This is a genomic window from Nocardia carnea (genome assembly GCF_029869215.1).
GTDB classification, from domain to species: domain Bacteria; phylum Actinomycetota; class Actinomycetes; order Mycobacteriales; family Mycobacteriaceae; genus Nocardia; species Nocardia carnea_B.
In genome coordinates, this window is record NZ_JARWPM010000368.1 from 1 (window position 1) to 11,702 (window position 11,702).

General features: G+C 67.0%; 11 protein-coding genes. 5 read left to right on the forward strand and 6 right to left on the reverse strand.

Going from position 1 to position 11,702, the window contains the following annotated elements:
* Both QH276_RS25900 and QH276_RS25905 read left to right on the forward strand, forming a co-directional pair.
* On the forward strand, positions 1-213 hold a 213-nt coding region (locus QH276_RS25900), incomplete at its 5' end, for a carotenoid oxygenase family protein (protein WP_280406930.1).
* Between the two features lie 39 nt (positions 214-252).
* Positions 253-1,599, forward strand: coding sequence for a serine hydrolase domain-containing protein (locus tag QH276_RS25905; RefSeq protein WP_280399565.1), 1,347 nt, complete (start codon positions 253-255; stop codon positions 1,597-1,599).
* A gap of 45 nt (positions 1,600-1,644) precedes the next feature.
* Here QH276_RS25905 and QH276_RS25910 read toward each other — a convergent pair whose 3' ends face one another.
* The 3 genes from QH276_RS25910 to QH276_RS25920 form a co-directional block, all read right to left on the reverse strand.
* The gene (locus QH276_RS25910) at positions 1,645-2,679 is read right to left on the reverse strand and encodes an aspartate-semialdehyde dehydrogenase (protein WP_280399564.1); all 1,035 of its coding nucleotides are present in this window, start codon (positions 2,677-2,679) and stop codon (positions 1,645-1,647) included.
* 2 nt (positions 2,680-2,681) lie between these two features.
* Positions 2,682-3,947: an aspartate kinase gene (locus tag QH276_RS25915; protein WP_280399563.1), complete on the reverse strand. Its 1,266-nt coding sequence runs from the start codon at positions 3,945-3,947 to the stop codon at positions 2,682-2,684.
* Positions 3,948-4,125: 178 nt separating this feature from the next.
* On the reverse strand, positions 4,126-4,695 hold the full coding sequence (locus QH276_RS25920) for a dihydrofolate reductase family protein (RefSeq protein ID WP_280399562.1): 570 nt from the start codon (positions 4,693-4,695) through the stop codon (positions 4,126-4,128).
* 183 nt (positions 4,696-4,878) lie between these two features.
* Here QH276_RS25920 and QH276_RS25925 point away from each other — a divergent pair, with 183 nt between their 5' ends.
* Both QH276_RS25925 and QH276_RS25930 read left to right on the forward strand, forming a co-directional pair.
* On the forward strand, positions 4,879-5,064 hold the full coding sequence (locus QH276_RS25925; protein WP_280399561.1) for a DUF1918 domain-containing protein: 186 nt from the start codon (positions 4,879-4,881) through the stop codon (positions 5,062-5,064).
* Positions 5,065-5,232: 168 nt separating this feature from the next.
* On the forward strand, positions 5,233-5,691 hold the full coding sequence (locus QH276_RS25930) for an SRPBCC family protein (protein ID WP_280399560.1): 459 nt from the start codon (positions 5,233-5,235) through the stop codon (positions 5,689-5,691).
* On the opposite strand, the gene QH276_RS25935 is transcribed toward QH276_RS25930, so the two are convergent.
* The 3 genes from QH276_RS25935 to QH276_RS25945 all read right to left on the reverse strand — a co-directional run bounded on the left by QH276_RS25935 (position 5,676) and on the right by QH276_RS25945 (position 9,252).
* Positions 5,676-6,545, reverse strand: a complete 870-nt coding sequence (locus tag QH276_RS25935; RefSeq protein ID WP_432278653.1) for an ion transporter — start codon at positions 6,543-6,545, stop codon at positions 5,676-5,678. The two genes, QH276_RS25930 and QH276_RS25935, sit on opposite strands and share 16 nt — an antisense overlap.
* A 198-nt stretch (positions 6,546-6,743) precedes the next feature.
* Positions 6,744-8,378, reverse strand: coding sequence for a GMC oxidoreductase (locus QH276_RS25940; RefSeq protein WP_280399559.1), 1,635 nt, complete (start codon positions 8,376-8,378; stop codon positions 6,744-6,746).
* 109 nt (positions 8,379-8,487) lie between these two features.
* The gene (locus QH276_RS25945; protein WP_280399558.1) at positions 8,488-9,252 is read right to left on the reverse strand and encodes a sulfite exporter TauE/SafE family protein; all 765 of its coding nucleotides are present in this window, start codon (positions 9,250-9,252) and stop codon (positions 8,488-8,490) included.
* Positions 9,253-9,781: 529 nt separating this feature from the next.
* Here QH276_RS25945 and leuA point away from each other — a divergent pair.
* Positions 9,782-11,578, forward strand: a complete 1,797-nt coding sequence (gene leuA, locus QH276_RS25950; protein WP_280399557.1) for a 2-isopropylmalate synthase — start codon at positions 9,782-9,784, stop codon at positions 11,576-11,578.
* The last annotated feature ends 124 nt before the right edge of the window (positions 11,579-11,702 follow it).

Sequence of the window (11,702 nt, forward strand, 5' to 3'; positions counted from 1 at the left end):
GACCAGCCCGGCGAGGCCGTTTTCGTGCCCTCGTCCACCGGCGCCGGATATCTCCTGCTGTTCGTGTACCGCGCCGAAACCGCGACAAGTGATCTCGTAATTCTCGATGCCGGTGACGTGACGGCTCCGCCGCTCGCGTGCCGCGGGCGGCCCCCCCCGCCCCCCCCCCCTGGGGGGGGGGGGCCTCGGCTGTTCGCGGCCACTGCCCGGTGATACCGGCGCTGCGGACAGGCCGGTATTACTGTGTCCCGCATGGCGCGTTTCGGTGGGCTCCTGGCGGGAGTCGCAGCGGTAACCCTGGTGGCAGGACAGGTTTTCGCGGCCCCCGCGCAGGCCGCGCCGGCCGAGGTCGAATGCGCGGTGAGTTCCGGCCGGGAACCACAGCGGGCGCAACCTGAGCAGGTGGGCCTGGACGCACAGCGGCTGGCCGACGCGCTGGCCTTCGCCGGTGGCCGGAATCGACTGAACGTCCAGGTTTTCCGGCACAACTGCCTGGTCGGCGAGGGACCTGCCAACGACCGGACCGGGCACATCCCGTGGAACGTCTGGAGCGTGACCAAGAGCGTGGTCTCGCTGCTCGCCGGGATCGCCGCCGATCGCGGTGTGCTGGATATCCAGGCGCCGATCGGACGGTACCTGCCGCCGGGGCTGGGCGACGAACGGCGACGGGCGATCACGGTGGAGAACCTGCTCACCGAAACCTCGGGTATGCGCACCGGCGTGGTCACCGAGGGGATCACCGGAGCCGTCCCCATCGATCCCAACAGCGCGGTCCAGGCGCTGGGAGTTCCGCTGGACCACGAACCCGGCACCGTCTTCACCTACAGCCAGCGCACCGTGGATCTGCTCTCCTACGTGGTGGAATCGGCCGTCGGCGAACCACTGCAGGAATTCGCGCAGCGAGAATTGTTCGCGCCGCTGGGGATCGAGCGGGGTGACTGGTATTGGGCGCGGGACCGGGCGGGACATACCTATGGCTACGCGCATCTGCTGATCCCGCCGGACGATCTGGCGAAACTGGGCCTGCTGGTCGCCGGCAACGGCAACTGGGCCGGGCAGCAGGTGGTCTCCGCGCAGTATCTGTCCCGCGCGACCACACCGTCACCGGCGAACCCCTGTTACGGGTATCTGTTCTGGCTCGGGTCGACCTGCGCGGAGAATCCCTCGTTCCTGCCGCCGGACACCTACGCGATGTCCGGGATGGGTTTGCAGAACGTCTTCGTCATACCGAGTCTCGACATGGTGGTCGTGTGGACCGGCGTATTCGGCAATATCAGCAAGCACGGGCCGGCCGGGATCCTGCAGAACTTCGAGGAATTGCCGCACGAGTTCTTCCGGCGGCTGATGGCTGCGTTCGACGAACCGCCGGTCGCCGATCCGGGACCGTATGTGGAACCGCCGCTACAGGTGGACCCGGATGCCTATATCGACATCGATATCCTGCTGGCGGTCTTCGGGATCGGGAACTCGGCCTATCCGGGCTGCGATGTCTTCGCCTGCTTGAACGAGCCACTCGCGGCGCCGTTCAGCGACGCACCGCCGGGTTGTGTCCTGCTGGCCTGCCTCGGCACCGATCCACGGACACCGGGCATCCGTTGAGCCCACGGTCTCCCCGGCGCGGCGGCCGGGGAGACGGGCTCGTCGTCAGCGATCGGCGAGCAGCACTTCGGCGATCTGGATGGTGTTGAGCGCGGCGCCCTTGCGCAGATTGTCGCCGGAGATGAACAGCGCCAGACCGCGACCGTCCGGAACACCGGGATCCTGGCGGATCCGGCCGACCAGGGATTCGTCCTTGCCCGCGGCAGCCAGCGGTGTCGGCACATCGACGAGTTGTACGCCGGGCGCCTTGGCCAAGATCTCCTGGGCCCGCTGCACCGACATCGGGTCGGCGAATTCGGCGTTGACCGACAGCGAGTGCCCGGTGAACACCGGAACCCGCACGCAGGTGCCGCTCACCAGCAGGTCCGGCAGGCCGAGAATCTTACGGCTCTCGTTGCGCAGCTTCTGGTCTTCGTCGGTTTCGCCGGAACCGTCGTCCACCAGCGAGCCCGCGAGTGCGAGCACGTTGAAGGCGATGGGCGCGACGTACTTGTTCGGCGCCGGGAAGTCCACGGCGCTGCCGTCGTGGGTGAGCTTCTCGGCGTCGTCGATCACCGCGCGGGTCTGCGTGGCCAGTTCTTCGACACCGGCCAGCCCGCTGCCCGAGACCGCCTGGTAGCTCGACACGATCAGCCGCTGCAAACCGGCCGCGTCGTGCAGCGGTTTGAGCACCGGCATGGCGGCCATGGTGGTGCAGTTGGGGTTGGCGATGATGCCCTTGGTGAGGTTGCGGGTCTGCTCCGGGTTGACCTCGCTGACCACCAGCGGGACGTCCGGATCCTTACGCCACGCCGACGAGTTGTCGATCACCGTGACCCCGGCCGCCGCGAACCGCGGCGCCTGCACCCGCGACATGGACGCACCGGCGGAGAACAGCGCGATATCCAGGCCGGCGGGGTCGGCGGTTTCGGTGTCCTCCACGACGATCTCGCCGCCGCGCCACGGCAGTTTCTTACCGGCGGAACGCGACGAGGCGAAGAACCGCACCTCGTCGGCCGGGAAATCGCGTTCTTCCAGCAGTTTGCGCATCACGGCACCGACCTGCCCGGTCGCGCCGACCACGCCCACACGTACACCCATGGTTATCGCCCCGTTCCGGCGTGTACCACGGCGACCTCGTCGCCGCCGAGGTCGAACGCGCGATGCAGTACTTTCACCGCGTCGTCGAGTTCGGTGTCCTTGACCAGTACCGAGATGCGGATCTCGGAGGTCGAGATGAGGTCGATATTGATACCGGCCTCGGCCAGCGCCTCACAGAAGGTGGCGGTGACCCCGGGATGGCTCTTCATACCGGCGCCGACCAGCGACACCTTGCCGATGTGATCGTCGTAGAGCACCTGCGAGAAACCGATCTCCTCCTGGTGCCCGGAGAGCATCTCGACCGCCCGCTGGCCGTCGGAGCGCGGCAGGGTGAAGGTGATATCGGTCTTCCCGGTTTCCACCTTGGAGATGTTCTGCAGGACCATATCGATGTTGATCTCGGCCTCGGCGACGGCACGGAACACCTTGGCGGCGTATCCGGGAACGTCCGGCAGGCCGACCACGGTCACCTTGGCCTCGCTGCGGTCGTGCGCGACGCCCGTGAGGATTGCTTGCTCCAAGGGAATGTCCTCCATCGATCCGTAAACGTAGGTGCCCTGCTTGTCGGTGTAGGACGAGCGCACATGCACGGGCACGTTGTAGCGGCGCGCGTATTCGACACAGCGCAGCATCAGCACTTTGGACCCGCAGGCCGCCATTTCCAGCATCTCCTCGTAGGAGACCTGCTCGAGCTTCTGCGCATCGCTGACGATGCGCGGATCGGCGGTGAACACTCCGTCCACGTCGGTGTAGATCTCGCAGACGTCGGCCTCGAGCGCGGCCGCCAGCGCCACGGCGGTGGTGTCGGAACCACCGCGCCCCAGCGTGGTGACGTCCTTGCTGTCCTGGCTCACCCCTTGGAAACCCGCGACCAGCACGATCGTGCCTTCGTCGAGAGCTTCCCGGACCCGGCTGGGCGTAACGTCGATGATCTTGGCCTTACCGTGCACCGAGGTGGTGATCACGCCGGCCTGGGAGCCGGTGAACGACCGCGCCTCGGCGCCGAGCGTATGGATGGCCATGGCCACCAGCGCATTGGAGATGCGTTCACCCGAGGTGAGCAACATATCCATCTCCCGGGCGGGCGGCGCGGGAGCGACCTGTTCGGCCAGGTCGAGCAGTTCGTCGGTGGTGTCGCCCATGGCCGAGCAGACCACGACCACATCGTGGCCCTGCTTCTTCGTCTCGACGATCCGTTCGGCGACGCGCCGGATCCGGTCGGCCGAGGCGACCGAGGATCCTCCGTACTTCTGGACAACGAGTGCCACGAGGGGTCCTCCAATGTCGGCGAACAGGCGATCAGTGCATAAGCGTACCGAGCCTGTAGTAGTTGTCCCGGGAGTATCCGCCCCGGCTGTGGAATAACACACAGCCGTGTGACGTCACGTTTACCGGCCCGGGCACCCGCCGCACGCGCGGGCACCCACCTTGATGACGCCGCCGCTTTCAGGCCCGGTCGAACCAGGTGACCTGGGTCCCGTTGCTGAACTCGTGCCGCCGCCGGGGCGTGAAGAGGGTCGGCCGGAACTTTCCGGAGACCAGCGGGATGCCGCTTCCGGCCAATACCGGATAGCTCTTGATCACCATCTCGTCGATCTCGTCGATCAGCGCCCCCGCGAGCTCGGCGCCACCGCACAGCCAGATGTCGAGGCCGTCCTGTTGCTTGAGTTCGCGGACGAGTTCCACCGGATCGGTGGCGACGATCTCGACTTCCGGGAACTCGCTCGGATCGAGGGTGCGCGAAAAGATGTACTGCTTCATATGGCCGAAAGGATTGCGCGCACCGTCGGCCAGTCCGGGTTCGTATGTCCGCCGGCCCATGAGCACGGTGTCCCATGACTTGTTGGGCAGGTCGACGGGAATACCGACCCGCTCCCGGATATGCGCGGGGATGGATTCCGGGTAGGGATTCCACGTGACCATATCCTCGGGCACCGGATAGAAGTCGTACTCCCCGCCCGGGCCGGCGATATAGCCGTCGATGGAGACGCCCACGTAGTAGACCAGCTTTCGCATGCGGTACCGCCTTATTCGTAGCACTTTACCTGAAGTGGTTTGAGCGTAGTACTACGATCAGAGTGGTGTCAAGCGCAGGGCCGGCGCCCGCGGAATCTCGACACCCGGAGCGACCGGCAGCTCGATCAATACCCACCGCGCGAGGGTTGTGATTACCACCACTCCGGCCGAATAATGGGAATCATGATGGCGAACGTCGGAGACCGCTTGCATGTGCACGGGCATACCGTCGGGGAAAGTGATCATGAAGGGGAGATCGTCGAAGTACGCGGCCCGGAGGGATCGCCGCCGTATATCGTGCGTTTCGATGACGGCCACGAATCCCTGGTCTTCCCCGGCCCGGACGCGACAGTCGAACATCCTCACTGACCCTGGCGCACCCCGTACCCCGCACACCAGCAAACGCCCGCAGTTATTCGCGGGCCGCATACCTACGTGTCGGACACCTTGCTCGCCTTGTACAGCGTGTTGACGATCACGCGACGCGCAAGAGACAATCGTGGCCGATTCGTAATAACCGGGGGTGCGAGGGACCAGATGCGTACGAAGACCGATATCAGTTTCGCCGTGCAAGCCGATCCGTCGCAGGTCATGGACGCAATGATGGCGGTCGAGATGTTCGCCGAATGGTCGCCCGATTTCATCGACGCCCGGGTGGCCAACCGCGACGAGGACGGTCGCCCGCGCCGCGTTTTCATCCAGGTCGATATCTCGAACTCCCCCGATATGCAGGTGTGGGAGTTCGACTGGTCGGACAACCGGATGTCGTGGGAGGTCGCCGACAGCAGCCGCGGGATCCGCGGCGGCGGGTTCTTCGAAGTCACCGCCGGCGCCACCGGTAGCGAGGTGTTGCTGCACGTGGAGCAGTACACACCCGTTCCGCTCCCGGGCTTCCTGCTCAAACGTTCGGTACGCAAGACCTACGAAACGCTGGTGGAGAACTTCGCCGCCTACGCCGAACAATTCCCGGAGGCCGAAACCTACGACCTGGTCTGATCCCGCTGCCCGTTGAGATACCGGGCGGTGAGATGGTGCGGGGTCGGGCCGTAGGCCGAAGGCGCCACCTTGACCCCGGAGCGCACCGATTCGCGGATCTGGTCCACGTTCTCCCGGATCATATCGGAGACGAGTTCATCGGTACGCGGATCCGCCAGCACCTGGAACAGGATGCGGAACACGGTATCGGCGACCAGCCGGATGATCTCGTCGTGGAAGGGGATATAGCGCACCCGGCCGGTCTGCGGATCGTTCTTGATCATCTCGACGATCATCTCGTCGAGCTCGCTGCGATTCTCCTCCAGCGCCGTCGCGATATTGCGGGTGTAGTGGCCGGTGCGCAGGACCGCGGTGACCTCCTCCATGATCGCGATCGTCATCGGCCGTTTGATGACCTCCACGATCGTCCCGACGAAATGATTGATCACCGCCGCGGTGACCCGATCCCCGAAAACCCGGTCGGCCACCCGGGCCAGCCGCACGAGGATCACGATGATCCGCAGCAGCCGGAAGGCCCGGAAGGCGGGGCTGGTCACCGGGATCATGCCGAGAATCTCGTACCAGTAGACGAACGGATAGGTCCACGGCCAGCCGGCCCGGCGCCAGCGCCAGAGGAACTCGACGGCGAAGACGGCACAGATCGTGTAGTCGGCGATGACGATGTAGCGGTAGGTGTCCGGATCCACCTCGAAGAAGGAGATCCAGCACACCAGCACCACAGAGACGATCGCCAGCGCCAGCATCACGAAATCGGTCCACAGAGCGGGCGGTTTCCGGGGGAACTCATCCGGTTCGGCCATATCGGCTACGGGTATCGTGCCGGGCTCCGTGGACGGCGGTGTTGACACCTGCATTCCCTTCGACGCCGAAAGATCGTATTCAAGTATTACCCGCCCGCACCGCGGCCTGCCCGCGCAATACGCCGTCCCCGAACCAGACCGCCGCCGCCCGGCCGGGGCCGGAACGGCCGGGGCACACTGCCGAGCAGCGTCCAGCGCGGTGAAACCTTTGTTGCTGAACCGCCCGGCGGTCCGTGAACCGCCGGCTATCGGTTACCGACCCGCGCGGATGATCGCCTCGATATTGCGCTCGGCCAGTGCGGTGATGGTGAGCGACGGGTTGGCCGCCGCCGTACTGCCCGGAATCGCCGCCCCATCCATGACGTAGAGGTTGCGGTGGCCGTGCACGCGGCCGTAGGGATCGGTCGCCTTACCCAGCACCGCACCGCCCAGCGGGTGCGCGGTGAAGAACGCATTGGCGTCGTAGCCCAGCGCGCTGTACTCGGCCAGTGCACCGGCCCGCTCTGCGATCCGCCGGTCGACCGCTCGCGCCGCCGCCGTCACCTCGTCCTGGGCCTGCGTGGGCCAGGACAGTCCGACCGCGCCCGTGGCCCGGTCGAAGCCGAACCGGGTCCGGGTCGGGTCCAGGACCACGGCGAGCGAGGCCAGCGCACCGGTTTCGAACGGGATACCGGGGATGTACCAGTTCTCCAGGGTGAGGGCCATACCGCTGTCGTCGAAGATCCGGCTGGCACTGGGCACGCCCTGGCCGTTGCCGGCGACCGAACTGGCACCGCGGGCCAGCACCACATCACCGTTGGTGCCCCAGCCTTCGCCGATATGCTCGTTGAGCCGCGGCAGCGTACCGGTCTCCCGGGCGCGGACCAGCAGTTCCGAAGTGCCGATGGAACCGGCACCGAGGAACAGCTTGTCGCAGGTGAGGGTGCGGGTGCCGAGTACTGCGCCGGTGGGCGCGAGCAAGGTGACCGTCACCGCGAAGCGGCCGCCGGGTTCCTCGGCGATGGCGTCCACGCGGTGGCCCGGGAAGATCCGTGCCTTACCGGTGGCCTGCGCTTCCTTCAGATAGTTCTGGTTGAGGTCGAATTTCGCGCCGTTGGAGTTGCCGAGGTTGCTGCGGCCCACGGTCGCCGAGGGCCGGGTGGCGCCGGTCAGTTCGCCGCGCACAACATCCCAGGTGAAGATCGAATCGTTCGGGACGGGCTGATAGCCCGCCTTCCGGACCTGGTCGTCCCAGGCACGCGAATGCGTGAACGGTGCGGAGTGATAGATATCGGCGGGCATGGGGTCCAGCCGCAGCATCGAACGGACCCGCGGATAGTAGACGCGTTCGAGCTCCCCGTAGTCGACCACACCGCCGAAGACATGGTCGAACAGGCGCTTCTCGGGGGCGATCATCGCGCCGGTGAACACCACCGAACCGCCGCCGACCGCGGCACCACGCCAGACGTCGATACCGGGATAGCGGGTGCAATCCAGGACCCCGCCGAAATCGGCGAACTGCATCGGCACCTTGGTGACACCGGTGAAGCTGGTGGCGTGCCAGAAGCCGCGGCCGTCGGGCAGATCGTCGCCGGTGAAGATCTCCCGCCACGGGTCGTTGGGCCAGCGCGAACCGCGCTCCAGCACCGTGGTCGCGACCCCGGCCTGCGCCAGCCGCAGCGCGGTGACCGCCGCACCGAAACCGGAGCCGATGACAATGGCCTCGGTATGCTGCGGCGCCTCCGGTAGCGGCGCGAAGATCTCCGGGACCCACTGGGCGAACAATTCGTGCCAGATGGGCTGCGCCGCGGCGCGCGGCAACGCCGATTCCGGTTTCGGAACCCCCGCCCCGATCGCCCCGATCAGAGCAGCCGCCCCCGCGGCCTTGAAAAGGGCTCGCCTATCCACCCCGGTACCTCTTTCGTCACGCAACAAGCGCTGGGATGGTACCGATATTCCCGGGTATTGAACAGTCGTAGCGGCGAACTGCCCTGCGCCCCCGGCGGATTCGAGCTGGTCAACCGAACAACAAACGGACTACGGCTATGGTGCCCACCACAACGATCACCGCCCGCAGCACATTCGGCGACAGCCGCCGGCCCACCCGCGCGCCGAACTGGCCGCCGATGATCGAGCCGGCCGCGATCAGCGCGACCACCCGCCAGTCGATCTCCGCGACGGCGATGAAGATCACCGCGGACAGCGCGTTCACCAGCAGCGCGAGCACATTCTTCACCGCATTGAGCCGCTGCAGTTCGTCCTGTACGAATACGCCGAGCAGACCCACCAGCAGCACGCCCTGGGCGGCGCCGAAGTAGCCGCCGTAGATACCGGTCGCGAAAATGGCGGCCAGCAGAATCGGGCCGCCGTGGGCCGGCGCCGCGGCCTTGTCGCGCTGCCGTTCCCGGACCCAGGCCGACAGCCGCGGTTGCAGTACCACCAGCACCAGCGCGGCGATGATGAGCGCGGGCACGATCGCCGCGAAGGCATCTTCAGGCAGGTTGAGCAGTAACACCGCACCGACGGCCGCGCCCAGCAGCGAGGCCGAGCTGTAGCGCAGCAAGCGGGCCCGCTGGCCGGCCAGTTCGCGGCGGTAACCGATCACCCCACTGAGTGAGCCCGGCACCAGGCCCACGGTATTGGACACATTCGCTGTCACCGGGGGTAGACCGATCCCGAGCAGCACCGGGAAGGTGATCAACGTGCCGGAGCCGACGACCGTGTTGATCCCGCCCGCGGCGATACCCGCGGCGAAAACGGCCAGCATCTCCAGCCAACTCATCCTCGACCCCTCGACCTCGCCGGAACCGTCCGGTCACGCGCAACACTGCCCAGGGCACGCTAACGCTACGGGTTCGGCCACCCCGGCCTGACCCGGCGCTGTTGTCTACTCCGACACACCGCCGGCGGCGGCCTCTATCGCCCGCCCTTGCCTGACCGGACGGCTCTTCCGCGCCGGTGGCGGCGCGTCCGTCGTCGCGCCGTCACGCAGGGCGCGGCGAGCGCGATGGCCGACGGGCCCGCGACGGCGGCCCGCGACGCACGCCGCCTCGGCCGGACGGGCAAATGCTCGCGGCGGCCGCGATACGGAAACGGTTCGGACCGGCCGCACCCGGCGAACCCGGAAGCGCCGATCCGCCGTACCGCCTTGTCAGGGGTGGTGACGCTGGGGGTAGACTCGCACGAGTCATGCAGCGGGCACTTCTTCTCAGCCGCCGCGACGGGGTCTGATCGGACCGGCTTCCCGTCGCGGGGTTCCGCCGCGCCGGTCGACCCAATTCGGGAAACAATCTCACCCACGGAGAAATCGCATGTCACCCGCTGACGCCTTCGTATCGAGCACGCGCACCATCACCGCGCCTGCCAAGCCTGCGCCCGCCGACCAGCCCGCGTGGAACCAGCAGAAGAACTCGTCGATGCCGGTGTTCCGGTACCGGCCGTTCGCCGAAGAGGTCGAACCCGTCGTGCTCCCGGAACGCACCTGGCCGGACAAAGTGATCGACCGCGCCCCCGCCTGGTGCGCCGTCGACCTGCGTGACGGTAACCAGGCGCTGATCGATCCGATGAGCCCCGCCCGCAAACGCCGGATGTTCGACCTGCTGGTGCGGATGGGCTACAAGGAGATCGAGGTCGGTTTCCCCTCGGCCAGCCAGACCGATTTCGATTTCGTCCGCGAGATCATCGAAGACGGCGCGATCCCCGACGATGTCACCATCCAGGTGCTCACCCAGTGCCGTCCCGAACTGATCGAGCGCACCTTCGAGGCCTGCGCCGGCGCCACCAACGTGATCGTGCACTTCTACAACTCGACCTCCATCCTGCAGCGGCGGGTGGTGTTCCGGGCCGATCGCGACGCGGTCCGCAAGATCGCCACCGATGCCGCGCGGTTGTGCCTGGAGATCGAGCAGCGCTACCCGGATACGAACTGGCGCTACGAGTACAGCCCCGAGTCCTATACCGGCACCGAGCTGGAATACGCCAAGGAGGTCTGCGACGCGGTCTCCGAGATCATCGCCCCGACCCCGGACAAGCCGCTGATCATCAACCTGCCCGCGACCGTGGAGATGGCGACGCCGAACGTCTACGCCGATTCCATCGAATGGATGCACCGCAACCTGGCGCGCCGCGATTCGATCGTGCTGTCGCTGCATCCGCACAACGACCGGGGCACCGCGGTGGCCGCCGCCGAACTCGGCTACCAGGCCGGCGCCGACCGGATCGAGGGCTGCCTGTTCGGCAACGGTGAGCGCACCGGCAACGTCTGCCTGGTGACGCTGGGGATGAATATGTTCTCCCAGGGCGTGGACCCGCAGATCAACTTCTCCGATATCGACGAGATCCGCCGCACGGTGGAGTACTGCAACCAGCTGCCCGTGCACGAACGCCATCCCTACGGCGGCGACCTGGTGTACACCGCGTTCTCCGGTAGCCATCAGGACGCCATCAACAAGGGCCTGGACGCCATGAAGGCCGCCGCGGACGCCGCCGAAACCGATATCGACGATCTGACCTGGGAGGTGCCCTACCTGCCGATCGACCCCAAGGACGTCGGCCGCACCTACGAGGCCGTGATCCGGGTCAATTCGCAGTCCGGTAAGGGCGGCGTGGCCTACATCATGAAGACCGATCACGGCTTGGCTCTGCCGCGCCGGCTGCAGATCGAGTTCTCCCAGGCCATCCAGCAGATCACCGACGGTGAGGGCGGCGAGATCACGCCCAAGGAGATGTGGGACGCCTTCGCCGACGAGTACCTGACCCCGATCCGGCCGCTGGAACGTATGCGGCAGAAGGTGACCGCGTCGGAAACCGACGGCGGCACCGACACCATCACCGCGGTCGTGAAGGTGGACGGGGTCGAGCAGGAGATCTCGGGTAGCGGTAACGGCCCGCTCGCGGCCTTCGTCGATGCCATCTCGACGGTCGGTTACGAGGTGGAGGTGCTCGACTACTCCGAGCACGCCCTGTCGGCCGGTGACGATGCCCAGGCCGCGGCGTATGTGGAGTGCGCGATCGGCGACCGGATCGTCTGGGGTGTCGGTATCGCCACCTCGATCACCACCGCCTCGCTGCGCGCGGTGGTCTCGGCGGTGAACCGGGCCGCCCGGTAGCAGAACAGCTCTCCGCTACTCGGCCGCGGGTACCCCCGGGGCCGCGGGCGCGGGGGGGAAACCCCCCCGGCGGGGGTACGCCCCGCCCCCGCGAGCGGTGGGGTGGGGGGCACCCCCCCCCGCG

Bases quoted from the DNA above. Each gene is read 5' to 3' on its own strand.
- QH276_RS25910 (WP_280399564.1), bottom strand. From the start codon at position 2,679: ATGGGTGTACGTGTGGGCGTGGTCGGCGCGACCGGGCAGGTCGGTGCC.
- leuA (WP_280399557.1), top strand. From the start codon at position 9,782: ATGTCACCCGCTGACGCCTTCGTATCGAGCACGCGCACCATCACCGCG.
- QH276_RS25935 (WP_432278653.1), bottom strand. From the start codon at position 6,545: ATGCAGGTGTCAACACCGCCGTCCACGGAGCCCGGCACGATACCCGTA.
- QH276_RS25945 (WP_280399558.1), bottom strand. From the start codon at position 9,252: ATGAGTTGGCTGGAGATGCTGGCCGTTTTCGCCGCGGGTATCGCCGCG.
- QH276_RS25930 (WP_280399560.1), top strand. From the start codon at position 5,233: ATGCGTACGAAGACCGATATCAGTTTCGCCGTGCAAGCCGATCCGTCG.
- QH276_RS25905 (WP_280399565.1), top strand. From the start codon at position 253: ATGGCGCGTTTCGGTGGGCTCCTGGCGGGAGTCGCAGCGGTAACCCTG.
- QH276_RS25925 (WP_280399561.1), top strand. From the start codon at position 4,879: ATGATGGCGAACGTCGGAGACCGCTTGCATGTGCACGGGCATACCGTC.
- QH276_RS25920 (WP_280399562.1), bottom strand. From the start codon at position 4,695: ATGCGAAAGCTGGTCTACTACGTGGGCGTCTCCATCGACGGCTATATC.